The organism is Streptomyces sp. NPDC041122, from assembly GCF_055592445.1.
The window spans coordinates 103,905-127,258 of the sequence record NZ_JBVIYQ010000004.1 but is presented as its reverse complement, the minus strand read 5'-3'; the positions used below and the strand labels follow the sequence as shown (position 1 = coordinate 127,258).

The 23,354-nt window shown below is 71.2% G+C and carries 22 protein-coding genes and 1 pseudogene; 16 read left to right on the top strand and 7 right to left on the bottom strand.

Annotated features, from left to right (window positions below; genetic code table 11):
• Window positions 1-5: 5 nt before the first annotated feature.
• The 3 genes from thrS to ACZ6B8_RS16575 form a co-directional block, all read right to left on the bottom strand.
• Window positions 6-1,310: a threonine--tRNA ligase gene (gene thrS / locus ACZ6B8_RS16585; protein WP_471607914.1), complete on the bottom strand. Its 1,305-nt coding sequence runs from the start codon at window positions 1,308-1,310 to the stop codon at window positions 6-8.
• 300 nt (window positions 1,311-1,610) lie between these two features.
• Entirely contained in the window at window positions 1,611-1,802 is a 192-nt protein-coding gene (locus ACZ6B8_RS16580) for a DUF4236 domain-containing protein (RefSeq protein ID WP_358713159.1), read from the bottom strand.
• A gap of 47 nt (window positions 1,803-1,849) precedes the next feature.
• Complete coding sequence (locus ACZ6B8_RS16575; protein ID WP_471083776.1) at window positions 1,850-2,302, bottom strand: MerR family transcriptional regulator; 453 nt, start codon at window positions 2,300-2,302, stop codon at window positions 1,850-1,852.
• Window positions 2,303-2,372: 70 nt separating this feature from the next.
• Here ACZ6B8_RS16575 and ACZ6B8_RS16570 point away from each other — a divergent pair, with 70 nt between their 5' ends.
• A complete protein-coding gene (locus ACZ6B8_RS16570) occupies window positions 2,373-3,623 on the top strand; it encodes an MFS transporter (RefSeq protein WP_471607633.1) in 1,251 nt (416 codons plus the stop codon).
• 39 nt (window positions 3,624-3,662) lie between these two features.
• On the opposite strand, the gene ACZ6B8_RS16565 is transcribed toward ACZ6B8_RS16570, so the two are convergent.
• Complete coding sequence (locus tag ACZ6B8_RS16565; protein WP_471607913.1) at window positions 3,663-4,550, bottom strand: aldo/keto reductase; 888 nt, start codon at window positions 4,548-4,550, stop codon at window positions 3,663-3,665.
• Between the two features lie 243 nt (window positions 4,551-4,793).
• On the opposite strand from ACZ6B8_RS16565, the gene ACZ6B8_RS16560 reads away from it, so the two are divergent.
• The 8 genes from ACZ6B8_RS16560 to ACZ6B8_RS16525 all read left to right on the top strand — a co-directional run bounded on the left by ACZ6B8_RS16560 (window position 4,794) and on the right by ACZ6B8_RS16525 (window position 12,033).
• Window positions 4,794-5,705, top strand: a complete 912-nt coding sequence (locus ACZ6B8_RS16560; RefSeq protein WP_471607632.1) for a LysR family transcriptional regulator — start codon at window positions 4,794-4,796, stop codon at window positions 5,703-5,705.
• A gap of 162 nt (window positions 5,706-5,867) precedes the next feature.
• Window positions 5,868-7,388 carry an alpha/beta hydrolase gene (locus tag ACZ6B8_RS16555; protein WP_471607631.1) on the top strand — a complete coding sequence of 507 codons (1,521 nt, stop codon included), beginning with the start codon at window positions 5,868-5,870 and terminating at the stop codon, window positions 7,386-7,388.
• A 156-nt stretch (window positions 7,389-7,544) separates the two neighbouring features.
• Entirely contained in the window at window positions 7,545-7,718 is a 174-nt protein-coding gene (locus ACZ6B8_RS16550; RefSeq protein ID WP_471083788.1) for a hypothetical protein, read from the top strand.
• 214 nt (window positions 7,719-7,932) lie between these two features.
• Window positions 7,933-8,223, top strand: coding sequence for a hypothetical protein (locus ACZ6B8_RS16545; RefSeq protein ID WP_471083791.1), 291 nt, complete (start codon window positions 7,933-7,935; stop codon window positions 8,221-8,223).
• Between the two features lie 104 nt (window positions 8,224-8,327).
• Window positions 8,328-9,212, top strand: a complete 885-nt coding sequence (locus tag ACZ6B8_RS16540; protein WP_471083794.1) for a class I SAM-dependent methyltransferase — start codon at window positions 8,328-8,330, stop codon at window positions 9,210-9,212.
• 146 nt (window positions 9,213-9,358) lie between these two features.
• The gene (locus ACZ6B8_RS16535; protein WP_471083797.1) at window positions 9,359-9,682 is read left to right on the top strand and encodes a helix-turn-helix domain-containing protein; all 324 of its coding nucleotides are present in this window, start codon (window positions 9,359-9,361) and stop codon (window positions 9,680-9,682) included.
• Window positions 9,679-11,283 carry a helix-turn-helix transcriptional regulator gene (locus tag ACZ6B8_RS16530; protein ID WP_471607630.1) on the top strand — a complete coding sequence of 535 codons (1,605 nt, stop codon included), beginning with the start codon at window positions 9,679-9,681 and terminating at the stop codon, window positions 11,281-11,283. Before ACZ6B8_RS16535 ends, ACZ6B8_RS16530 begins: the two co-directional genes overlap by 4 nt.
• A gap of 210 nt (window positions 11,284-11,493) precedes the next feature.
• Window positions 11,494-12,033 carry an SRPBCC family protein gene (locus ACZ6B8_RS16525; protein WP_471083803.1) on the top strand — a complete coding sequence of 180 codons (540 nt, stop codon included), beginning with the start codon at window positions 11,494-11,496 and terminating at the stop codon, window positions 12,031-12,033.
• 121 nt (window positions 12,034-12,154) lie between these two features.
• Here ACZ6B8_RS16525 and ACZ6B8_RS16520 read toward each other — a convergent pair whose 3' ends face one another.
• Both ACZ6B8_RS16520 and ACZ6B8_RS16515 read right to left on the bottom strand, forming a co-directional pair.
• Window positions 12,155-13,597 (bottom strand): endonuclease/exonuclease/phosphatase family protein, encoded by a 1,443-nt coding sequence (locus ACZ6B8_RS16520; protein WP_471607629.1) that lies wholly within the window; start codon window positions 13,595-13,597, stop codon window positions 12,155-12,157.
• A gap of 200 nt (window positions 13,598-13,797) precedes the next feature.
• Window positions 13,798-14,364, bottom strand: a pseudogene (locus ACZ6B8_RS16515) (SDR family NAD(P)-dependent oxidoreductase); the annotation flags it as partial.
• Between the two features lie 628 nt (window positions 14,365-14,992).
• On the opposite strand from ACZ6B8_RS16515, the gene ACZ6B8_RS16510 reads away from it, so the two are divergent.
• From ACZ6B8_RS16510 to ACZ6B8_RS16480, 7 genes are all read left to right on the top strand, one after another.
• Complete coding sequence (locus tag ACZ6B8_RS16510) at window positions 14,993-15,493, top strand: diadenosine tetraphosphate hydrolase (RefSeq protein ID WP_471607628.1); 501 nt, start codon at window positions 14,993-14,995, stop codon at window positions 15,491-15,493.
• A 70-nt stretch (window positions 15,494-15,563) separates the two neighbouring features.
• Complete coding sequence (locus ACZ6B8_RS16505; RefSeq protein WP_471607627.1) at window positions 15,564-16,286, top strand: hypothetical protein; 723 nt, start codon at window positions 15,564-15,566, stop codon at window positions 16,284-16,286.
• Window positions 16,287-16,386: 100 nt separating this feature from the next.
• A complete protein-coding gene (locus ACZ6B8_RS16500) occupies window positions 16,387-16,614 on the top strand; it encodes a hypothetical protein (RefSeq protein WP_471607626.1) in 228 nt (75 codons plus the stop codon).
• A gap of 81 nt (window positions 16,615-16,695) precedes the next feature.
• Window positions 16,696-17,916 (top strand): MFS transporter, encoded by a 1,221-nt coding sequence (locus tag ACZ6B8_RS16495; RefSeq protein WP_471607625.1) that lies wholly within the window; start codon window positions 16,696-16,698, stop codon window positions 17,914-17,916.
• Window positions 17,917-18,055: 139 nt separating this feature from the next.
• Window positions 18,056-19,132 (top strand): DUF8094 domain-containing protein, encoded by a 1,077-nt coding sequence (locus ACZ6B8_RS16490; protein ID WP_471607624.1) that lies wholly within the window; start codon window positions 18,056-18,058, stop codon window positions 19,130-19,132.
• A gap of 55 nt (window positions 19,133-19,187) precedes the next feature.
• Complete coding sequence (locus ACZ6B8_RS16485; RefSeq protein ID WP_471607623.1) at window positions 19,188-19,547, top strand: ArsR/SmtB family transcription factor; 360 nt, start codon at window positions 19,188-19,190, stop codon at window positions 19,545-19,547.
• A 126-nt stretch (window positions 19,548-19,673) separates the two neighbouring features.
• Window positions 19,674-21,101 carry an MFS transporter gene (locus ACZ6B8_RS16480; RefSeq protein ID WP_471607622.1) on the top strand — a complete coding sequence of 476 codons (1,428 nt, stop codon included), beginning with the start codon at window positions 19,674-19,676 and terminating at the stop codon, window positions 21,099-21,101.
• 68 nt (window positions 21,102-21,169) lie between these two features.
• Here the strand turns inward: ACZ6B8_RS16480 and ACZ6B8_RS16475 are convergent, their stop codons facing one another.
• The gene (locus ACZ6B8_RS16475; RefSeq protein ID WP_471607621.1) at window positions 21,170-23,200 is read right to left on the bottom strand and encodes a hypothetical protein; all 2,031 of its coding nucleotides are present in this window, start codon (window positions 23,198-23,200) and stop codon (window positions 21,170-21,172) included.
• Window positions 23,201-23,354 lie beyond the last annotated feature (154 nt).

Here is a 23,354-nt window from a genome sequence, read left to right as displayed (position 1 = left end):
GCGTCTCACCGTGCCCCTGGCCCGGCGTCCCACAGCTCGGCGCGGTGCCCCGCGACCAGCGCCCCGATGCGTGCCAGGGCTTCGGCGGCGGGCAGCGGGTCCGGGCGCCGCCCGTCGCGCAGCCGCAGCGCGACCAGGTCGTCCGCGTCCTCCTTCGCACCGATGACGGCCTGATAGGGGACCAGGCGGGCGGCCCGGACGCGCGCGCCCAGGCTGCCGTGCTCGGGACCGGCCGACTCGGCCCGCAGCCCGAGCTCGGCGCACCGCCGCAGCAGGCGCTCGGCAGCCGGCACTTGGGCTTCGGAGACCGGCAGGACCACCAGCTGGGTCGGGGAGAGCCAGGCGGGAAAGGCCCCGCCGTGCTGTTCGATGAGATGGGCGACGGCTCGTTCCACGCTCCCGATGATGCTGCGGTGCACCATCACGGGGCGGTGCTTGGCGCCGTCCGCGCCGATGTAGCGCAGATCGAACCGTTCGGGCTGGTGGAAGTCGACCTGCACGGTGGAGAGGGTGGACTCACGCCCCGCCGCGTCGACGACCTGGACGTCGATCTTCGGCCCGTAGAACGCGGCCTCGCCCTCCTCGGACTCGTAGGGCAGCCCGGAAGCCTCCAGTGCGGCGGTCAGCAGGGCGATGGACCGCTGCCACTTGTCCGCGTCGGCGACGTACTTGCCGCCCGCGCCAGGCAGGGAGAGCCGGTAGCGGGACGCCCGGACGCAGAGCACGTCGTACGCGCGGCGGATCATCTCCAGCGCGGCGCGCGCCTCGTCGGCGACCTGGTCGAGGGTGCAGAAGATGTGCGCGTCGTTCAGGTGGATGGCCCGGACCCGGTTCAAACCGCCCATTACGCCCGAGAGTTCGGCGCGGTACATGCCGCCGATCTCGGCCATCCGCAACGGCAGCTCGCGGTAACTGCGCGAGCGTGAGCGGTAGATCACGGCGTGGTGCGGGCACAGGCTCGGCCGGAGCACCACCTGTTCGCCGCCCACATCCATCGGCGGAAACATGTCCTCGCTGTAGTGCGACCAATGACCGGAGATCTCGTACAACGCCCGTTTGCCCAGCACCGGCGAGTAGACGTGCCGGTAACCTGCGCGCCGCTCGGCCTCGCGGATGTACTCCTCCAGGGCGTGCCGCACGGCCGCGCCGTCCGGCAGCCAGTAGGGCAGCCCCGCGCCGATCAGCGGATCGGTGCCGAACAGGCCGAGCTCGCGGCCGAGCCTGCGGTGGTCGTACGGGGCGTCTGGGGCCCGCGGGTCGCGCACGTCGGGCCGTGCGTCGGCGGCGGGATCGTCGTGCGGGCGGGTCATGTCGTTCACGGAGGTCTCCTCGCGGGCAACGGGCGAGTGACCGCCGACAAGCCGAAGCCCCGGGGCACTCGCCCCGGGGCTTCGGACTCGAACATCGGTCAGCGCGCCGGGACACTCTCCGGCGTCGTCGTCATCGCGGCGCGCTTCATCATGTGGGTGACCGTAACAAGGCGGAGGCCGCCACGCGATGGAGTTTTGTTGCCGGGCCGTCGCTCGGGGCGAGGGGGGTTCCGGGGGAGTGCGGGGTGCGGCGCGGTGGTGCGTCCGGCCGGACCGGCTGCACCGCGGCCTTCGGGCCGCTCAGCGGCGCTTCGTCGTCCGGCGCCAGCCGAAGGGGCCCGGCAGATCCATCGACGTGGTGCGCCGGCCGGTGCTGCTGTGGGTGCGCCGGGGCCCGTTGCGGCCGCCCGTCGTGAGCGACCACGAGCGCTTGTTGATGTTCAGCCGCACCCCGGGAAGTATCCGGAAACTCTTGCGGAACGTGAGTGGCATGGACTCCTCCTAGCGTCCGTCTGCGAGTACCCGGAGACGGCCACCTCTCACGCAGTCGGCGACCCCGCGTCCGCGCCCGACAGCTCAGCGACGGTCCGGCCGGTGGGCCGGCTGTCCTCGACCCTGCCGGGCACCGGTGCCCGGCACTGTGCGACTTCGGTGAGGTACTCGCTCATCGCGTCCCGGTTGCGGATGAGTACGTCGATCCGCTCGGTGAGGCGGTCCCGCTCGGTGGCCAGCAACGCCAGCATCTCCGGCGTCGCATCGGGGAAGTGGATGGATCGAGGCTTGTCCAGACAGGGAAGGATCTGCTTGATGATGCGCGTGGGGAGCCCGGCATCGAGCAGGCCACGGATCTGGTTGACCCGGTCCACGTAGCGGTCGTCGTACTCCCGATACCCGTTCGCGCCCCGGTCCGGGACGATCAGCCCCTGCTCCTCGTAGTAGCGGAGCAGCCGACGGGACGCACCCGTCAGGCGCGACAATTCACCGATCCTCACACCTGCCGAAGCTACTCGGCGGACCGCGACTTGACCATCACACCTATGTGAAGGTTTCAGGATGTGGTCCATGACCACCACGTCTTCCGACACACAGTCCCGTACGCAACAGGTCGGCCTGCCATGGTCGGCGCTGCTGGCACTGGGAACCGCCGTCTTCATCACGAGCTTGACGGAGACCCTGCCCGCCGGCGTGCTGCCCGACATGTCGGCCTCGCTGGGCACCAGTTCAGGCGCCACCGGCCAGGCCGTCACCGTCTACGCGGCCGGTACGGCGCTGACCGCGATCCCGCTCGCCACGGCGACCGCGTCCGTTCCGCGCAAGCCACTGCTGCTCGGCGCCATGGCCGTCTTCCTGGTGGCCAACACGCTGACCGCTGCCGCACCGGGATACCTCGTCCTTCTCGCGGGCCGGTTCCTCGCCGGTGTGGCCGCGGGCCTGGCGTGGGCGATCCTCGCCGGCTACGCCCGGCGTATCGCGCCTGCCGGCCTTGAGGGCCGCGCCATCGCGGTGGCGATGACCGGGATACCCGTGGCGTTGTCCTTGGGGGTGCCGGCGGGCACGCTGATCGGTGAACAGGTGGGGTGGCGGGCGGCGTTCGGCGCCGTCTCCCTGGTCACCCTCGCCGTCATCGGCTGGATCAGCGCGTCGGTCCCCGGCGTCGGGCAACCCGCCGTCGAACAGGCTGATACCGACCCTTCGGGACCCGCACCGGAATCGGCGAAGTCGCCGTTGCCGCAGACCCTGGCGGTGCCCGGCGTCGCGGCGATCATGGTCACGGTCACGACGTTCGTTCTCGGGCACACGATCATCTACGCCTACATCGCCCCCTACCTGCGCCACGCCGGGCTCGGGTCGGCGACCGACGCGGTTCTCCTTGCTTTCGGTGTCGCGTGCCTGGTGAGCATTTGGTACGTGGGACGCCATGTCGACCGCCGACCCCGGACCCTGATGGTCACCGGCACGGTGCTGTTCACCCTCGCCACGGCGGCTCTTGCCGTCACCACGACGCACGCGGTCGTCTGGGTCGCCGCGGTCCTCTGGGGCCTGGGATGGGGCGGTGCCCCGACGCTGCTGCAGACCGCGGCCGGACAGGCCGGGATGCGGCACAGCAGCGCTGCCGCTGACACCGCGCAAGCCGTCCTGGTCACCCTCTGGAACGCCGCGATGGCCCTCGGCGGCATCGTCGGCGGTCTCCTGCTGCAACGCTCGGGCGCCACCGCGGTCGCCGTGACGGCCGCGGCCCTCGGGGCGGTCAGCCTGCTCGTCGTCGCCGGGGCCCGACGCCACGCGTTCCGCAACCCTCGGGTCACGCCATGACAGACACCAACACGCGAACGCTGCCGTACGGGGCCGGGCTCAGCAGTCCGGTAGCGCACCGTCGAGCTGCGCAAGCTCCGCCGTGCTCAGCTCGACCTCCACCGCCCGGGCCGAGTCCTGGACGGAGGCCGGGCGACTGGCTCCCGGCACGGGGATGACCGCGGGGGAGCGGCTGAGCAGCCACGCCAGGGCGATCCGCTGCGGGCTGACACCGCGGCCGGCCGCGATGCGGTGGAAGGCGGTGCTCGCGGAGGACTGGCCCGACGGGCCGTCAAGGGAGCTGCGGGAGATGCCGCCCAGCGGGCTCCAGGGCAGGAAGGCCAGGCCAAGTTCCGCACTCAGCCGCAGTTCGGCCTCGCTGTCGCGCACCGCGGGCGAATACTGGTTCTGGACAGAGACGAGCCCGTCGCCGAGGATCGCGTGCGCCTCGCGGATCTGCGCGGTGTGCACATTGGAGATCCCGGCGGCGCGGATCGTGCCGGCGTCGAGCAGTTCGCGCAGCGCACCCACGGACTCGGCCCAGGGCACGGCCGGGTCCGGCTTGTGCAACTGATAGAGGCCGATGGCCTCGACGCCCAGCCGTTTCCGGGATGCCTCGGCGGCGTGCTTGAGGTGCTCGGGGGTGCCGGTGACCGTCCAACTGCCGTCCCCGGGGCGGCCGCGGCCTCCCTTGGTGGCGACCAGGACGCCGGAGGTGTCGCCGCCGTAACGGGCCAGAGCGCGCGCGACGAGGAGCTCGTTGTGCCCCACCTCCCCGGCGTACCAGTGGTAGCTGTCGGCGGTGTCGATGAGTGTGACGCCCGCGTCGAGCGCGGCGTGCAGGGTGGCCATGGCCCGCTGCTCGTCCGGGCGCCCCTCGATGGAGAGCGGCATGGCACCCAGGCCGATGGCGCTCACGGTGGTCTTGCCGATGGTGCGGTACTGCATGGCGTAGTTGCTCCTCAACGGGCTTGGACGGCGGGCGCCGACGACGGTGGCCGTGGACTGCGTCACCGCGAGGCGGCTGTCCCCCGCGCCCCGCCGTCCCGCGGCGGCCGGACCGGAACCTTCGGCGCTCTCCCGCAGCACCGGTCGGCGGCCACGACGGCGATCCTTTGCGTGCCCCCACTCTGGCGATCTACCGTCGCCAGCAGAAGTGCAGACTTACTGGACAGGGATTAAGGAAAACTGTTGATCGACGTGCAGCGGCTTCGCGTCCTGCGGGCAGTGGCAGAGAACGGCAGCTTCAACCGGGCGGCAACAGCCCTCCACCTCACGCCCTCAGCCGTCTCCCAGCACGTGGCGGTCCTGGAGCGCAGCCTCGGCACCCAAGTCGTCACGCGCAGCACGCGCGGCATCACCCTCACCCAGGCAGGCCGCGTCATGGTCCAGGCCGCCGAGTCGGTCACCGCGGAACTCGCCTACGCACAGCGGGAAGTCGACCGGCTCGCCACCGGACGCACACAACTCACCATCGCCACGTTCACCAGTGGCGGCAGGTATCTGCTGCCCGGGGCGCTCGCCCGGTTCACCGCAGCCCACCCTGACACCGTGCTCCACGTCAGAGAGGGCGAACCGGAGGACAGCCTGCCGTTGGTCCGCCAGGGCGCGGTCGATCTCGCGCTCGCCTACCACTTCGACGGCCCCCTGCCCGGCCATGTGAGCCAGAACCCCGCCATGACGTGGACCCCGCTCATGCAAGACCCTCTGTACGCCGTCCTGCCCGTCGGGCACCCTCTGGCCGACCGCACCGCACTCGACATCGCCGAACTGGCGGCCGAGCCCTGGGTGCTCGGCTGCTCCAAGACGGACGCCTACCTACGGCGTTACGCCCGGCAGGCCGGCTTCGACCCCGAGATACGCGGCACGACCACCGACTACTACTTCGCTCGTTCCCTCGTGGCCACGGGCATGGGGATCTCACTGATCCCCTCCATCGCTCTGACCCCGGAGGCCCCGGGCGGGCGGATCGTCGCGATCACGCAGCCGGTTCCGACTCGGCACATCGGCCTCGCCACGATCGGACGCCGCCACCATCCGCAGCTCGTGACCCTGATCGAGGCCCTGCAGGAACAGGCGGCAGCACCGGACGGCAAGTGTTGACAGCGATCACCGATACCGCGGTCACCCCGATCCGCTTCCGCTCGCGGCGAGATCGCCCGCGCCCACGCGGACCCCTTAGGTGATCGCTAAGGGTAAACGCCCACCCGCTGCCGTCAGTTGGGATGATGCGGTCGACCAGGCGGACCGGCGAGGCTCTTCCGCATGACGAAGATCAAGCGCAACACCGCTCTGCTCGTCGCTGCCGCCTCCGCCGCCGTCCTCACTCTCACCGCGCCCCTCGCCGCGTCGGCATCGCCGGCCACCGATGCGCCTGGAGCCTCCCCGAAGAGCGTGGCGGGCACCGGTCTGGACTGGACCGCATGCGCCGGTCACGGCCCCGGGTCCCGGCAGCAGTGCGCGAAGCTCCCCGTCCCGCTCGACTACGCCCACCCCGACGGCGCGCAGATCGAGATCGCGATCTCCCGCGTCACGAGCGAGAAGCCCGCCGCCCACCGTGGCGCCCTGCTGCTCATCCCGGGCGGCCCCGGCGGCTCCAGCATCGACGACCCCTCCGGCAAGGGCCAGAAGCTTCCGCAGAGCGTGCGGAACAGCCACGACCTGATCGGGTTCGACCCGCGCGGGCTCGGCCGCTCCACCCCGGTCGGCTGCGGCTTCGAGGGCACCGACATCGCCCCCTCCAGACTGCGCCCCTGGCCCGCCCCCGACGGCTCCGTCAGCGACAACATGGCCGCCGCGCAACGCATGTCGGACGCCTGCGCCCGTAACGGCGGCGCGCTCATCCGCCACATCAGCACCGCCGACAACGCCCGCGACATCGACCGCATCCGGGCCGCGCTCGGCGAGAAGAGAATCTCCGCGTGGGCGGTCTCGTACGGCACGTACGTCGGCGCCGTCTACAACGAGCTGTTTCCGAACCGCACCGACCGCATCGTGCTGGACAGCAACGACGACCCGAACCCGGCCCGCGTCGGCCGCGGCTGGCTCGCCGCGCACGAACAGGGCGTCGAGGACACCTTCCCGGAGTTCGCCGAGTGGGCCTCGCGGTCCGGCAACAAGTACCGGCTGGCCGGCACGGCGGCTGAGGTGCGCCCGCTCTTCCTGCACCTCGCCGCCCGCCTCGACCGCGCACCGATCCCCTGGGAGGGCGCCGACCCGGCGGAACTGAACGGGAACGTACTGCGCCAGACCATGCTCGACGCGATGGGTGACCCCGACGACTTCCCCGCCCTCGCCCAGCTCATCCTCGGCGCCGAACGGGGCAGCCTGCCGCCCGCGCCCCCGGCGCCGCCCGAGGAGGCGATCCAGAACTCCGTCGCCGTCGGCTCCGCGACCCTCTGCAACGACGTCGCGTGGCCCCGCACGACGGCCACGTACCAGAAGGGCGCCACGGCGAGCCGCCACGCGTTCCCGCTGACCGCGGGCATGCCGAGGAACGCCATGCCCTGTGCGGCGTGGCCGTTCCAGCCGAAGGAGGCGCCGGTGCGCATCACCGACCGCGGGCCGTCGAACATCCTCCTCGTGCAGAACGAGCGCGACCCCTACACCCCGCTCGGCGGCGCCCTGAAGCTGCGCGAGGCACTCGGCCGCCGAGCCGTCATGGTCACCGTCGACGCCACCGGTCACGACTCCTACCTCGCCAACGGAAACGCCTGCGGAGACCGGACCGTCACCCGCTTCCTGGCCACGGGTGAGCGTCCGCACCGCGACCGCTACTGCTCCTGACCTGCTGTCCTCGGGAGTCCGGCCGCGTGTGAAGGTCGTCACAAGCGGCCGTCTCATGATCGGGGTCGGTGCCATCCGCGCACCGAGTTCGCGTAAGGTCGCGGGTCGGCCGCCCACCGGCCGAGTCAGCAGTCACCGAACAAGGAGCCGCAGGTCATGCCGGCCAATGACGCCACCCAGGCGCCGATCTACCACACGCTCATCCAGGAACACGGCGACGTCGTCGCCACGGCCCGCAAGGCCGCGGAGGAGACCCAGCAGACGGCAGAGGACCTTCTGGACTTCAGCATCCCCGGCAGGGCCGGTGCGCCCGCCGCCCCCGCGTCCTAGGGGCCGCGGCACGGTGGGGGCCGGACGGGCGCGAGGCGGGAGCACGGCGGGAGCGGGATCGTCCGTCGCCGCCGGTCCGCGGCTCCCGCTCCCTGGGCTCCTGCCTTCGGGCCCAGGTCGGTACGGCACCCCGGTCCAGCGGCCCGGTACCCGTAAGGGGCTTCGTGGCCGCACCGCCTCGCCTCGACGGTGGCCGATCGGCCAGGATGGCGCCATGGACTACGAGTTCTGGAAAGAGATCCACGCACGCGGCGGTATCCCCGCGGTCAAGAGCGCACTGGAGGACCTCCCCGGCGACCTCCCGCCCCAGGAGGCCGACGCCGCGACCGAGCTGGCCCTGAAGGTCATCGAGGACGACATCGCCCGCATCAACGCCCGGGCGGACCAGGCCGAGGCACGAGCGCGCCACCTGGCCGAGCAGGCCCGCGAGGTGAACCAGCAGCTCACCGAACACGCGACCCGCGAGGCGGACGGACCGGCCGGGCAGGACAGGCCGACGGGGTGACGTGACGCGTGGGTGCGACGGGGGCGGGACCCTGCCTCGTGCGGGCCCCCGAGGCGCGGAACTCGCCGCGATACGAGCCGCGAGAAGGAGGGTGACGAACCCGCATGAGAGCCGACGGGGAAGCCGACTGGGAGTGGGACGACACGCTGTTCGCGGGAGCGGCACCCTATTACGCGCGCGGAAGGCTTCCCTACGCGCCGGGCTTGGCGGACGTACTGGCCGAGGTGCTGGAACGTGACGTCGAAGAACCCGAGGGGGTGGAGTCCGGTGGGCGGAGCCGCCTCATCGACGTGGGGTGCGGGCCCGGCACGATCGCGCTGAGCGTCGCCCATCTCTTCGGTGAGGTGGTGGGGGTGGACCCGGACGAAGGAATGATCGCCGAGGCGGAGCGAGGGGCCGTTGAGCGGGGTGTGGCCGAACGGGCGCGGTGGGTGCGGGCCCGCGCGGAGGACCTGCCCGGCGGCCTGGGCACGTTCGACGTCGCGGTCTTCGCCCAGTCCTTCCACTGGATGGACCGCGACCGGGTGGCGTCGGCCGTCAGGGGCATCCTGCGTCCCGGCGGGGCGCTGGTGCACGTGTCGGACCTGAAGACGGAGGAGCGGAACACCGACGACCTCCCGTATCCGGCGCCACCCTTCGCTGCGATCGACGAGTTGGTACGGCAATACTTGGGGCCGGTGCGCCGCGCGGGCCAAGGGCTGCTGCCGCAGGGCACTCCCGGTGGTGAGGCGGCGATTTTCGCCCGGGCTGGCTTCGCCGGACCGCAGCGGCACGTCGTGCCCGCCGGGCAACTCCTGGAACGTACGGCAGACGACGTCGTCGCGGCCGTGTTCTCCCGGTCCGGCTCGGCTCCCCACCTGTTCGAGGGGTGGCACGACCGCTTCGAGGCGGACCTCCGGGCACTGTTGCGGGAGGCCTCCACGGCGGGCCTCTTCTCCGAACGCGTCCCGAGCACCGACGTCTTCGTCTGGCGGAACGCAGGACGCTGAGACACGCCCAGAGAGCTGAGACACGCACAGAGATCCGTACAGAGGCACGTACAGAAATACGTGCAGAGACCTGTGCGGCACCCTCGGTTCATGCGTTATCCGCGAGTTCCGTGCGCATATCGCGTCCAGATGGGTAGGCTGCGGCCATGGGGATGTCTTCCGTCGAGAGACTGCGCACCGCGGTGGCCGCGCTGATGCAGGTCACCGGTGACACCCAGGCGAGCCTCGCGGCCGTGCTGGGCGTCGACCAGACGCAGGTGTCGCGCCGTCAGTCGGGCACGGCGGCCTGGGGCCTGGACGACTGCGACGCGATCGCCGCGCACTACGGAATCGATGTGCTCGACCTCCTGGCCGGGCCCACACGCGCCTGCGAGGCGCTGGCCGCCGACCGCCGGCGTACCGTCCCCAGGCGCCGCGCCGCGACCACGTCCGCGACGACCACCGCGTCGGCGAAGGGGGCCGGGCGGTGAGCGAGTTCGAAGCGATCGACGCGTTGTTGGCCGCCTCCGGCCCGGAGGTGGAGCTGCCGTCCGTCGAGGAACGCCGTGCGCTGCGCGTGGCACTGAACCTGTCACAGGCGCAGGTGGCGCGCGCCATCGGGGTGAATCCGACGACAGTCGGCGGCTGGGAGTCGGGCCGCGAACCGACGGGTGACCTTCGCGAGAAGTACGCGTATTTCCTGGAGGCGGCGCGGACGAGGCTCGCGCCATCGGCGACAGGGAAGCCGGCAGCAATGCCAACGGAACAACGAGCAGACTCACACGCGGAGCCACCAGCAGAGAAGCGAGCGGAGACCGCAACACCCCCGGCTCCCGTACGGGATGAAGCCGTCGTACGGGATGAAGCCGCCGACAGCACGGCCGAGCGCCTCACCCACCCCGAACCGTGCGTCCTGTGCGGCCGGCCTGCCACCGATGAGGTGGAGGGCTTCCCGCAGCACCTGGACCCGGCTGACTGCGGGAGCCAGGACCCAGAAGGAGCCTTCACCGCGAGCACCCCCGCACGGCCTCAGCCGGGGCGAACCCTCGCACGCACGGACGCGCAGCCGGAAGCGGGGGCGGGGGCGGGCGAGGAAGGCGGGGCGCAGAGGAGCTCGGTGAAGCTCGTCCCCACCGGCCGCAGGGCCCGGACCGACGCCGAGTCGCCCGACGCGATCGGCCGGGCGGTGAAGGAGGCGCTCGCCGCGCACGCGGGAGACGTGGAGGCCACCACGGCCGCCCTGGTGAAGCGGGCCATCCCCGACGCGATGGCCCTCCTGGACGAGACCCGCAAGGGCGGCCGTTACGACATCGTGGCGCACCCCTGGATCCCGGACATCCTGCGCAAGCAGACCTCACGCGGCGCGGACCAGGTGTGGGAGGCCCGCCCCAAGTGGACCCGCCCCGAACTCCCGCCGGGCACACACGAAGTAACGGCCCTCGACGTCAACGGCGCGTACCTGTCGGCGCTGAAGACGCACCTTCCGATCGGCCAGCTGGAGCACTCCACCGGCTTCGACCACGACCGCAGGCGGGCCGGCGTCCACCTCGTCACGCCGCCCGACTGGCACCACGAGGGAGTCCTTCCGAACCCACTCGGCAACCGCGACGAGCCGGGACCGCTCTGGATCACCGAGCCCACGCTGCGCCTGCTCCTGCGCCTGTCCTCACCGAAGTACGGGCTGTGCGACCCGCCCGAGATCCACGAGTCGTACACGTCGGGCGCGACCGAGGGCCTTCTGGAGAAGTTCCGCATCGCGCTGAAGGACGCCCGCGACCGGGCGATCGCCGAGGAGGACGAGGTGACGTTGGAGTACGTCAAGGCGATGTACTCCAAGTTCGTCTCCACCATGGGGGAGTCGAACTACAACCGTGAGCTCTACCGCCCCGACTGGATGCACCTCGTCCGCTCCCAGGCCTTCGCCAACCTCTGGATGAAGGCCTACAAGGCATACGACGAAGGCCTCACGGTCGTCCGCGCCATGGGCACGGACGAGCTGCACGTGATCGGCGACTGGCAGAGCGTCTTCCCCGAGGGCCGCGCGGTCACCGAGGTGAAGGTCAAGGACCGGTACACGGTGGGCGGCGACTGAGCGGGACTTCCTAAACGGGTGAGTGCCTGTGGTGCCAAGGGCCAGGCGGTGGCCGCGCGCCGCCTCGGCGACCCCGCCACACCAGCAGCGCCCGACGCGAACCGATGGCTTGATGCGCATTCGACGCCCGCCCACCGCCGGACTTGAGCTCACGCTTTCGGTCCAACCTACTGACGGGTAAGGTCGGGGTCGAGGAATGGAGCGCTCCCTATGCCCCGTACGTTCACCGTGTCCCGCAGCATCGTGGTCCAGGCATCGCCCTCGGCGGTGTACGAGCAGGTCAGCCGGCCCGCGCAGATGGGGCGCTGGAGCCCGGAGAACCTCGGCGCGACCGTGCCCGGTGCCGATGAACCGGCTGAGGTGGGCCTGGTCTTCGACGGGCACAACAAGCGAGGCACGTTCCGCTGGACCACGCGTTGCACGGTCACCGCGGCCGAGCCGGGCAAGCGGTTCGCCTTCCGCGTGCACGCGATCGGCCTGAAGCGTCCTCGTCTGCGCGCTCCCATCGCCACGTGGGAGTACCGCTTCGAGGAGGTCGGGCAGGTCGAGGGGGCGGGGGCCGAGACCGGCGCGGCGACGCGGGTGACCGAGACCTGGACGGACGACCGCCGCTCGTGGCCGGACTTCGTGGCGGGTGTCTTCGACCGGATCGCCACGGGTGGCCACACCTTCGCGGTGTTCCAGGTGAGGAACATCGACAGGACCCTGCGCAACCTCAAGAAGGAACTGGAGAGCGTGCCCGGCCACTGAGGGCGAACGGTCGGAGGCAGTCGACGTTCACGTCAACTGCCGCTCCCGGTTGGCGGGCCGCCACACGTCGACTCGGCGTGTGGCGGCGTTCCGTTGCGCGTGATCGACTACCTGCGGTTTCCTACCGCGCCGGCAACGTCACCGTTCCCCACACCGGACGGTGGTCCGAGGGGTTGTCGGTGTCGGTGCCGATGGTGCAGCCGGACCAGGTAGCAGGGGATGTGGCGAAGAGGTGGTCCAGCTTGGAGCTGCCCGCCGTGGGGCGGTTGGCGGGCTGGTCACATTCCTTGTGCGTGTTGTACAGCGGCTGCAGGACGGGCACCGTGCTCCCGTCGGGTGTGACGGTAGGCGTGGCGTTCAGGTCGCCGCCGATCAGGGTCCGGTAGCCCGAGTTGGCGTATTGCGCGGATCGCTCGGCCATGTGGGCGGCCTGGGCCTGCTGTACGTGCCGCTCCGGGTCGTCGTAACCGGGGCCGCCGGTGCTGAAGTGGGCCGTACACGCCACGACGGCCCAGGAGCGGACGGCGGCGCACAGGCCGGTTCGGCGCTCCTTCTTGTCCGGTGAGTCCAGTTCGATCGCCTTGTACCAGGTGTTCTCCGCGGGGACGGCGATGGCGACGCCGTATGCGCCACGGTTCTTGGTGCACGTCTTCTGCGCGAAGTGGCCTGGGGCGACCTCGAGTTGGATGGGCGCGAAGCGGACGTCCCAGGTGTCTGCCCCGCCGTCCCTGGCCTCCAGTTTGTGCTCCAGTGGTTTGGCCAGCTTCTCGCAGAACTCCTGGAGGAAGATCACATCGGCCTGGGCGGCGGTGGCCCGCTGCGTGACGGTGTCGGTGAACGTGTCCGCCGAGTAGCCGTACATCTTGCAGGCGCCGTTGTTGCTGCAGGTGTTCCAGGTGAGCGTACGGAGGCTGCGTGCCGGTGCCGGGAGCGTGGCCGCGGGCGGGTCCTCCGAGGACGGGAACGGGATGTCGACGAGCTTGAACCGCTCCCAGGAGCCGGGTGTCGCGGCCGTACGCGCTCGCAGCAGCCCAGCGTCCTCACCTGAGGTGTTGACCTCGGCGGAGACGTAGTAGTCCTTGGAGATGCCGTTCTCGGTGAAGTTGTAGCGCAGCGCGTACCAGCCGTCCCCCAGGCTGATCAGCTTGAACTTCTCCCAGTTCCCGAAGGCTTCGCTCTGGCGGGCACGCAACATGCCGAAGCGGGGGTCCGTATGGAACTCCGCGGATACGTACTTGCCGTTCGCCTCGGAACGCAGGGCGGCGAGCCCGTCCTTGTCGGTGTGGAGGGTGAACGTCTCCGTCGGCTGCAGGCTGCGCGAGTCCGTGCAGTCGACCCGAGCGCGGAGCTTGCCCGCCTGATCGCCGGTTCCGTCGGGGTCGGCCGCGGATGCGCACACCGGCTTGCCGGCGGCGTCGCTGGCCGCCTTGGACTGGAGCGCGTACCTGTGTCCCGCCGACTTCTCGGTCAGGATGTCGCCGGCCTGCGCCGACGGTGCTATGCACAGCGTGAGAAGCGTCAGCAGCAGCCCGATCAGGGCTCCCGCAGGGGTGGTTCTTCGCAAGGTGACTCCGTTCTCCGTCTCTCTCCGCGCGGGTGGTCCGTGGGAGAGCTTTGCCCGCCCACAGACGCACGAGCAGGGGGAACACGTGTCAACGGGACACGTGTATGGGGCATCGAGCGCTGTGGGTGGGGTGGATCATCTCATGCGGTCGGCTGTACAGAGCAGGCTTGTGCACGCTCCGAGCGGGGTGCGGTGGAGGGCCCTGCCTCGACACCGACGAGTGCCGCGTCGACCAGGTCCGACGGTGCGATCTTGGCCACGGGCCAGCCCGCGGCCATGTCGGTGTCGGCCAGGCCGAGATGCACCGCCGTGACGAGCGTGCCCTGCTCGGCGAGTTCCAGGCGGACGCCGTTGGTCATGGCCCACGCGGCGGCCTTGGTCAGGTGGTAGGCGCCCGCGCCCCTGTCCCCGAGCCACGACATGGCGGAGAGAACAGTGACGATCGCACCCCCGCCGCTCCTGGCGAGCGCCGGCGCGAACTCCCGGATCATCGCCAGGTGGCCGGACGTGTTGGTCTCCACCATCTTGAGCCGAACCGCGTCCAGCGATCCGGTCGCCAGGTCGGTAACCCGACTGGATCCCTGCGTTGTTGACGAGCAGCGAGACGTCAGGGGCCGCTTCGGCGGCGGCAACTACGGACGTGGGAACAGTGAGGGGCAGCACCTCGACCCCGGGCAGCTCGACGGACTCCGGTCGGCGTGCCGTCGCGTCTACCTTGCGGGCGCCCTCGTTCCAGCAGGCGCTGGGCGGGCGAAGGCGCGGCCCAGACCGCGGTTTCACCACGGTCTCAGTGACCGGCACACGAACGGGCCGCTTCCGACGGGTGGGGGCGGCTCACCTGGTGGGAGGGGCGCGCCAGGGAGCCCGCGGCCCCACCCGTCGGGCGGTTCCCGGTGGTGGGCGGGTGGCCGGCCTCCCGCGTCGGCTGCCCTGCCGGTTGATGCGTACACCGGGATCCTGGGGTGGTGCTTGGGGCGCTAAGCCAAAGCGACTGCTACTGCTCGATAGGGACAGAAAGACCGGTCTGTCTCGTGAGCCGGTCGCTTAGACGATGGCAGCGGGCGGGGTCTCTGTCCAGGGCTATTCTGGACGGTGATGGACAGCGTCCCGCCGCCGGAGGCGTCTCAACACGCGCCTTGTGAAAGGATGTTGAAAACCGCGTACGAGCTCTTCTTGGCACATCCTGATGAAGGGGTCCATCATCTCGGCGGCCGAGGGCGACGTCGGCGCGGCTCTCCGGACTCGGAAGATGGCACGCACGCTGATCGCACAGCATCGTTGACCAACCGGGGCGGGGAGGGGGGCGAGGGTCCGACGCAGGGAGGGCGAGCGGTGGCCTTCGGGCGTGGGCAAGGATGAGGCCCGGCAGTCGGCGAACGAACGGATGTGACACGTATGACGAGTGCGGGGTACAGAGATTGGCGCGAGGACCGCACAGCGAGTGCGCTTGCTGGCCAAAACCCCACCGTGCTGCGTCGGTTGGAGGCCGGATTCGCCGCGATCGGTGACGTCCAGTTCCTGCCGGGCTATTCGGTCCTCCTCGTCGACGAGCCCCACGTGGAGCGGCTGTCCGACCTGCCGAAGACGAAGCGGCGTGCGTTCCTGTCCGACATGGACGCGCTGGGGGAGGCCGTGGAGCTCGCCTGCCGACGCCACGACGCGGGGTTCCGCCGGGTGAACCTGGAGATCCTCGGCAACGCCGACGGATTCCTCCACGCGCATGTCTGGCCTCGGTACGCATGGGAGTCGGCCGACCTGGTGCGGCTGCCGGTCTGGCTCTACCCGCGTGAGAACTGGACGGACGAGCGGTACGCGCTGGCGGCCCGGCACGACGAGCTCCGAGTCTCGATCGCCGAGGAGTTGGACGGGGTGGTGGCGGGCGGTACCAGCCCGTAGGACGCCTCGCTCGGGTGCGGACCGCGGCTCGCTCGCGCACGGACCACCGTCGGTAGGGTTCTGGCCCGTGATGAGTGTCGAACTGAGCGCATTCGTAGCGGACTTCACCGGCGCGGTCGCCCACGTCGTGGAGACCGGCGAGCGGGTGTCCTGCACCGATGGCGGCGATCCCACGGCGGTGTTGCTCTCCGCGTCCGAACTCGCCGAGTTGGAGCACTTCGCCCAGCGCACTCATGGCGGGCGAAGGCCCCGGCCGACGGCGGCACGGAAGAACTCCATCGGGCCCGTGCCACAAGGTCCGTACACCGGTTACCTGCATGTCGACGGGGTGCGGATGACGTTCGTCCGGGAACGTGCGGTCGTAGCCGAGTTGAAGTCCGTGGAAGAGCTCGACTGGCTGGAACGCAACGCGGCCATCGGCCGCCAGGGCTACATGGATCCGAAGCAGGCTGCCGCCTTCAAGGAATTCCTCGCCCGTCAGGCCCCGGTCGGTGACGGGATCGCTTGGATCGCCGACAGCTGGCAGCAGCAACGCCCCTTCACCGTGCTCGAGTTCATCAAGGGCCGGACCTGTGAGGAGGTCGCCTCGCCTACGGAGCCGATCCTCAAGACGTCACCGACGGGCTGCTGCTGCACCAGGTGCGGGAGCGCGACGCGTGGGACGGCACCGCCGACGCCGACCGGGTGCTCGTCTTCGGGGAGGCGGGCGGCTGGACGTGGCTGGGTTACCACGACTTCGACAACGCCTTCTCACGCCACCTTGATCCGCCGCCCGCGGAGCAGATCACGCTGACGGCGACCACGGGAAGGCGATCTACGACTTCAGCTACAGCAGGAACGGGGAGTACCAGAACCCCTACCCCTTCGACGACAGCGTCGATGAGCAGCGCGAGATGTACGAACTCATCTGGTACACGCCCGGCGAGGCGCCCTTCACCCCAGATGCGCCGTTGGGGTTCCTCAGCCCGCACATGCGCCGCGCGGAAGAGAACACCGAGTGGACGGACGGCATCGCGTTGTTCTTCGCCGGTTTGGAGCGCGCCTTCGGGGTCTCCTTGCCTCAGGACGGGATCACGTCCGGGAACGTGTGCTGCGCCCGCCCCGCCCGCCGGACGGCCTGAAGCGCGCGTATCCAGGCGCCCCCTGAACGAAGGAGTGTCGCCCGAGCGCCGCCGCCGGTGTGAGCCGAAGGACGTGTAGGCGTGAAGTTGGTTGATGACCCAGGACGCGTTGGACGCCGAGGTGCCGAGCAGTTCGGGGAGTTCGGCGTCACCGAGGCGCCCGGCGACAGGGGTGGCCACGGCCGCGGCGAGCAAGGTCGCGGTGGCGACATCGTGCCCCCGGAGCGGCTCGGCTCGGCCATCGCGATCATGAGCGCCTCCATGGGAGTGGGCGGCGCGCTGGGGCTTCCGCTCGCCGCCGCGATCGCCGAGAACGCCAGCTGGCGCGTGCTCTTCTGGGTGGTCGCGGCCCTGGCCCTGGCGGTCGGCACCCTGACTCGCGCCCTCGTCCCCGCGGACCACGAGAACGCGGCGCCCGGCGGCTTCGATCTGCTCGGCGCCGTCGGCCTGGGCGCCGGTCTGGTCTGTCTGCTGCTCGGTGTCTCCAAGGGGGCCGACTGGGGGTGGGGGAGTGTCACCACGCTCGGCCTGTTCGCCGCCGCGGTCGTCGTCCTGTTGGTGTGGGCCCGGTGGGAACTGCGCGTGGCCGACCCTCTGGTCGACCTTCGGGCGACCGCCCGCCCGCAGGTCCTGATGACCAACGTGGCCTCGGTCCTGGTCGGATTCTCCATGTACGCCCAGTCGTTGGTCGTGCCCCAGCTGCTCCAGCTCCCCGAGGCCACCGGGTACGGCCTGGGGCAGTCCATGGTGGCCATGGGCCTGTGGATGGCGCCGGCCGGCCTGATGATGATGGCCATGTCGCCACTGGGCGCCAAGCTCTCCGCCGCGCGCGGTCCCAAGGTCACCCTCGCCGTCGGCAGTCTGGTGATCGCCCTGGGCTACGGCACCGCCGTGCCCCTCGTCGACTCCGGCTCCACCTGGAACCTGCTGATCGTGACCATCGTCTGCAACACGGGAGTCGGCTTCGCCTACGGTGCGATGCCCGCCCTCATCATGGGCGCCGTTCCGCCCTCCGAGACCGCCTCGGCCAACAGCTTCAACACCCTCATGCGTTCGATCGGCAGCTCGGTCTCGGCAGCCGTCATCGGTGTCGTACTGGCCCAGATGACCACCGACTTCGGCGGCTACGCCCTGCCGTCCGCGAGCGGATTCCGCGTCGCCATGGCGATCGGCGGCGGCGTCGCCGTGACGGCGGCGGCCGTGGCCGCGCTGATTCCCGTACGGGCGACGACCGTCCAGCTCCACGCGACGACGGCCCCCGCACTGGCGACCGCCTCAAGTACGCCGGAGGGCACGCCCTGATCCCACCGGCACCACTACGTGCGCTTCTCGGGGACGGGTGCCTCCCGCCCCCAACCCCGGCCGGAACGCGAGTCGGTGCGAAAGCTAACGTTGCGCTTCGGAACGTACGTCAGCACCGCACCGACCAACGGGGAACTCCTTGTTCAAGCACGGCTCGCCTCACACGCAGCGCTCGCCTCACACTCGGCGCCTCAACCGGGCCGCCCTCCTCACGACCGCGGGCGCGGCCGCGCTCGGCCTCACCCTCACCGCCTGCTCGTCGAAGTCCGGGGACGACACGAAGAACGCTGCGGACAGCGCGCCCAAGGGCCTGGTCTCCCGGGCCGAGGCCAAGAAGATCGTCGACCACTACGTGAAGGTCAACAACCGGGCCAACGCCCGGCGCGACAGCGACGTTCTGTCCGCCGTCGAGGGCGGCGGACTCTTCGAGACGAGCGCGAACGGCTACAAACAGGACAAGCTCCTGTCGGCGAAGGACCGGGCCGAGGGGCGCAAGCCCTTCGACTACGTGAATCGCGAATACGTCATCCCGTCCGCGAAGAGCCACGCCACCTGGTTCGCGCTGCGGACCGACACCAAGGACCACAGCGGCACCTCGCCCAAGACCAGCCGCGCCACCGTCATCTTCGACAAGCAGGACGGCGACTGGAAGGCCGTGTGGAGCGGCTGGACCACCAAGAAGGACCCCAAGACCCCCGAACTCGCCAAGGACGCCGACGGGTTCGCGATCCCCGTCACCGACACCGCCGAGAAACAGGGTGTCCTCGCCCCCGACCAGATGGACGACGCGCTGGTCGCGCTCTACAAGGGTGACGAGAAGCTGGGCTCGAAGGTCGGCGCCAGCGAGACCTCGAAGTGGATGACGCAGTTTCCGGTCGAGCAGAACAAGATGCTCACCCCCGGCGGCAAGTCCGAGTTCAAGGCGGGCGAGACCGACCACAAGAAGGTCTACGCCTTCCGGACGAAGCAGGGCGGCACGCTGACCTTCTTCGACGCCGTCGTGCAGGAGTACATGCACGCCACCGACCCGGGCGCGCGCATCACCCCGTCCCCGCAGATCGCCTTCCTCGTCGGCAGCAAGAAGGATGAGCTGCTGTTCAACGTGGACTACCTGCACCAGGGAGAGGCGTACATCCCGGCCGAGGGCAAGGTCTCCATGGTCACGGACAGCTGGGACATGACCAAGGCGGAGGGCCCGCAGCGCCGTCTTCTCTGACCTGCGCCGCCCTCACGTACGAGCCGTGCGGCTCGTACGGACCTACGATGAGGCCATGCCGGAGCGCGACACGTCGTCAGGTGCCCACCACGGCCATCAACGTAGCCCGTCCAGGGCGCAGTTGGAGACCGCGACAACGGTGTTCGCGCTGCTCGCCGAGCCGACCCGGCTCCACCTGCTGTGGCTGCTGGCCGGGGGCGAGGCGGACGTGACCGAGCTCGCCCGCCTCAGCGAGGCGGCGCGGCCGGCCGTCAGCCAGCACCTCGCGAAGCTGCGGCTCGCCGGCCTCGTCCAGGCCCGCAAGGACGGCCGGCGCATGGTGTATTCGCTGCGCGACGGCCATCTGCGCCGCCTGGTCACCGAGGCCCTGAGCCGCGCGGACCACCAGGTGACGGGCGAACCCTGGCACCCCTGATCCGGCCGTGCCGTGTCGTGCCGTGCCACGCCGTGCAGGGTTGCGGCACACCGAGAGCCGGGCCTCCCCGTCTTATTCGCACCACCGCCGAACCGTGATCGATGCCGATGATGGATGGCGCATGACGTGTGCGCAGATGCGCACACGTCATTTATCGTGGTCGAGTCCGGGCTGCCGACCCAGGGGGACGCCACCATGCGTTCGGTCCTGCAGAACCGCACCTACCGCCGCCTGTTCACCGCCCACGTCCTGGCCCTGACCGGTACGGGACTGGCGACCGTGGCGCTGAGCCTGTTGGCCTACGACCTCGCAGGCCAGGACGCCTCCGCCGTCCTGGGCACGGCACTGGCGATCAAGATGGTGGCCTGCGTGGGCCTCGCCCCGGTGATCGGCGCCTTCGCCGAACGCCTGCCGCGCCGCGCCCTGTTGGCGGCAATGGACGGCACCCGCGCCGGGACCGCCCTCGTGCTGCCCTTCGTGGACCACGTCTGGCAGGTCTACGTCCTGATCTTCCTGATGCAGGCGGCCTCGGCGGCCTTCACGCCGACCTTTCAGGCCACCCTCCCCGAGATCCTGCCGGCCGAGCGCGACTACCTGCGCGCCCTGACGCTCTCGCGCCTCGCCTACGAACTGGAGAGCCTGGCCAGCCCCGTGCTCGCCGCCGCCCTGCTCGCGCTGATCACCTACAACTGGCTGTTCGTCGGCACCGCCCTCGGCTTCCTTGCCTCCGCGACGCTCGTCCTGTCGGTCGCCCTGCCCGTCCCGCGCCCCGTGGAACGCACCGGCGGCGGCTGGGCCAGAGCGACATTCGGGGCCCGCCTGTACTGGGCCACACCCCGGCTGCGCGCGCTGCTCGCACTCGACCTCGCCACGGCTGCCGCGGGCTCCATGGTCATCGTCAACACCGTGGTGCTCGTCCGCGACCACCTGCGCCGCGGTGCGGGCGATGTGTCACTTGCCCTGGCCGCGTTCGGGGCCGGCTCCGTGGCGGCCGCCCTGGTCGTGCCGCGCGGCTTGAAGCGGTTCGGCGACCGGACGGTGATGCTGCCGGCCGGATTCACGCTCGGTGCCGTCCTCGCGCTGTCCGCCGTGGGACCCGCGCACGGGACATCGGCCTGGGTACGGCTGCTGCTCACCTGGGGGCTCATCGGCGTGGGCACCTCTCTGATCCTCACCCCGGCCGGACGACTCGTCCGCCGCTCGGCCGCGCCTGCCGACCTGCCCGCCGCGTTCGCGGCACGCTTCGCCCTCTCCCACGGCTGCTGGCTGCTCACCTACCCCCTCGCGGGCCGGCTGGCCTCCGCCGCGGGTACGGGAGCGGCCGCCGTGATCCTCGCCGGGATCGCGCTCGCCGCCGCGACCGTCGCGGCCCGGGTGTGGCCGCCGGGCGACCCGGCCCGTCTCAGCCACCTCCACACCGGCCTGCCCGCGGACCACCCGCACCTCGCCGACGCCCACGCGGGCCCGCACGGCTGGCGGCACACACACGACTACGTCATCGACGCACGCCACCCGCGCTGGCCCGCCCCGGGTCGTACCGCGGGCGCGTACTAGCTGTATCGACCAGCGCGCGGGGTCTTCAGGAGCCCTCACTCCGGCCGCCCCGAACGTCGGGAACGTACTCACTCGGCACGGGGACTCCGAGGGCGTCCCACCTCCGCGAGGTCCTCGCCGTCCGCCAGCCGCGCCCGTACCGTCACCCGGGCGTCCTTCGGCGCACGGGCCGCGAGGAAGCGGCCGCGCTTCTGCTCGTCGACGTCGCCGGTCACGGTGATCCGGGTGACCTCGCGGCTCCCGGCGGCGAGCAGGAACCGATGCCCTGACCCCGATGTCCAGCGGGTACTGGCCACCACATGCTGGCCGAACCGGCTGCAGGCGGCCGTCGGCCCCGCGCGGCCCACGATCCTCGCCTGCGACGTCGGGGATTCGGTGGACGTACGGAACTGGACCAGTACGCTGCCGGGGCCGCGCCAGGTCGAGGCGCGCACGCAGGACCACACGGCCCGGCCGTCGCCCTCAGGCAGCTCCTGCTCGGCGAAGTCCCAGCGGCTGACGGCTCGTACGCCGCTGCCGTGCAGCCCCGCGAGTCGGCACGCACCCCGCGCCCAACTCACCAGCGCCGCGCCGCTGGTGGCCTCGCGCGGCTGTCGGGCCGGGGCGCCGCGACCGGGCAGCGGTGTGTAGCTGAGGTGCGCGGGGGTGAGCCCACCTAGGTCGGTGACGAGGAAGGCGTGTTTCTCCACGATCCGCTGGGAGGAGCGCAGTTGGAGCACGGGCAGGCTGGTGCAGGAAGCCGTGGCCGACGGGGCGTCGACCGCCTTCGTCAGCCCCCCGCCGGAGACGCCGAGCGGGTGGCCGGGTGAATTGGGCCGCAGCAGGTCGCGCGTGCCGGCCTCGGCGATCCACGGGGCGGTGAGGTAGCGGACCTTGCCGTCCTTGCGACTGACGGCCACCGCCGCGGCCGTCGTCACATCGGAGTCGTCGGCGCGGGCGAAGTCCAGGGACGCGGGTTCCGAAGCGTCGTCCGGCTCCCCGTAACGGACCACGCGGCGGCCGTCGTGGAACACCACGACCGCCTCCCCGCCCACCTCGCCGGCGTACAGCAACTGCGTTCCCCTGGGCGGCGGTTCGGTGGTCGTGGCCGCCGCGGCGCCGACACGGGTGCCGCGCGGCGGGTCGGTCCATGCGGAGAGGGCGCGCGTGAGCAGGGTGCGGTCGTCCACGCGGGAGCCGCGGGCCGGCCATGCGCTGAAGTCCACCCGTGAGGTGTCGGCCCAGGTGCCGGGGGAGGTGCGGAGCAAGGCGTCGGCGCTGATCGCGGCGCGCACGCCGGAGGGGCGGGACGGCTCGTCCCGCGGCGCGGAGCCGAGCGACACGAGTGCCACACAGCTGATGGCGGCGATGCCCGCGGCGCACCCGACGAGACGGAACCGGCGTCTGCGGCGCAGCAGATCGGTGGGCCGGGTCTGGACGGAACAGGCGTCGAACTCCTGCGACTTGAGCAGCGCGTCGGCCGCGTCACCCACGGTCTCCTCGACCCGGGAGGCGGCATCCAATGCTTTCGCCGGGTCGGCCACGCCCGCAGCGGCGAGCAGGTCAGCGACCTCCGCGCGGGGCAGCCCGTCGAGGCGGCACAGCACGAAGGCCGCGCGGGCCGGCGCCGACACCTCCGAAAGGAGCCGCGCCAGGGCGATCTCCTCGGTGCCGCCTGCGCGGGGGAACAGGCGCAGCCCCCAGACGACGGGCAGCGCCGGCCGCAGGGTGCGGGGCGGCGGCACCCGGTCCGGCCACCCGCGCGGACGCCGCTCGTGCGCCAGCGCCGCGCACAGCACCCGCTCCGTCACCCACGCGGCTTCGGCCCCGGCCGACCAGGAGGCGCCGGTGCGGCTCGCGCCGGCCCGGGTCTCGTTGCGCGCCCCGCCCGCTCTCGGCATCGGGACCCTCGGCGGGGCGTACCGTGCGCGGAAGCCGGGCAGCGCGCGCTGTACCAGGGCGTGCGCGACCAGGACGCGTCGGTGGCGGCTGAGAGCGGTGGGCAGGGTGAGATACGCGAGGCGTACGAGCCGGGTGTACCGGTCGAGGATGACGGCCTCGGCCTGGTCGAGGGCCACGGGCTCGGTCTTCTTCGCCCGGCGCCGCTGCGATGTGCTCATCGGTCAAGGGGCCTTCCGAAGGTTGACGACGTTCCGTCCTGACCTCCGTCAAACGAGTGAATCCTGCGATGGTCACAGTTGGGCCCGGCAGGAGCCGGAGCCGAGGCACGGGGCGGGGGCGCCGGTAGCGTGACACCATGATCGACTCGATGCG

Bases quoted from the DNA above. Each gene is read 5' to 3' on its own strand.
- thrS (WP_471607914.1), bottom strand. From the start codon at position 1,310: ATGACCCGCCCGCACGACGATCCCGCCGCCGACGCACGGCCCGACGTG.
- ACZ6B8_RS16580 (WP_358713159.1), bottom strand. From the start codon at position 1,802: ATGCCACTCACGTTCCGCAAGAGTTTCCGGATACTTCCCGGGGTGCGG.
- ACZ6B8_RS16570 (WP_471607633.1), top strand. From the start codon at position 2,373: ATGACCACCACGTCTTCCGACACACAGTCCCGTACGCAACAGGTCGGC.
- ACZ6B8_RS16565 (WP_471607913.1), bottom strand. From the start codon at position 4,550: ATGCAGTACCGCACCATCGGCAAGACCACCGTGAGCGCCATCGGCCTG.
- ACZ6B8_RS16555 (WP_471607631.1), top strand. From the start codon at position 5,868: ATGACGAAGATCAAGCGCAACACCGCTCTGCTCGTCGCTGCCGCCTCC.
- ACZ6B8_RS16550 (WP_471083788.1), top strand. From the start codon at position 7,545: ATGCCGGCCAATGACGCCACCCAGGCGCCGATCTACCACACGCTCATC.
- ACZ6B8_RS16545 (WP_471083791.1), top strand. From the start codon at position 7,933: ATGGACTACGAGTTCTGGAAAGAGATCCACGCACGCGGCGGTATCCCC.
- ACZ6B8_RS16540 (WP_471083794.1), top strand. From the start codon at position 8,328: ATGAGAGCCGACGGGGAAGCCGACTGGGAGTGGGACGACACGCTGTTC.
- ACZ6B8_RS16535 (WP_471083797.1), top strand. From the start codon at position 9,359: ATGGGGATGTCTTCCGTCGAGAGACTGCGCACCGCGGTGGCCGCGCTG.
- ACZ6B8_RS16525 (WP_471083803.1), top strand. From the start codon at position 11,494: ATGCCCCGTACGTTCACCGTGTCCCGCAGCATCGTGGTCCAGGCATCG.
- ACZ6B8_RS16510 (WP_471607628.1), top strand. From the start codon at position 14,993: ATGACGAGTGCGGGGTACAGAGATTGGCGCGAGGACCGCACAGCGAGT.
- ACZ6B8_RS16505 (WP_471607627.1), top strand. From the start codon at position 15,564: ATGAGTGTCGAACTGAGCGCATTCGTAGCGGACTTCACCGGCGCGGTC.
- ACZ6B8_RS16500 (WP_471607626.1), top strand. From the start codon at position 16,387: ATGTACGAACTCATCTGGTACACGCCCGGCGAGGCGCCCTTCACCCCA.
- ACZ6B8_RS16485 (WP_471607623.1), top strand. From the start codon at position 19,188: ATGCCGGAGCGCGACACGTCGTCAGGTGCCCACCACGGCCATCAACGT.
- ACZ6B8_RS16475 (WP_471607621.1), bottom strand. From the start codon at position 23,200: ATGAGCACATCGCAGCGGCGCCGGGCGAAGAAGACCGAGCCCGTGGCC.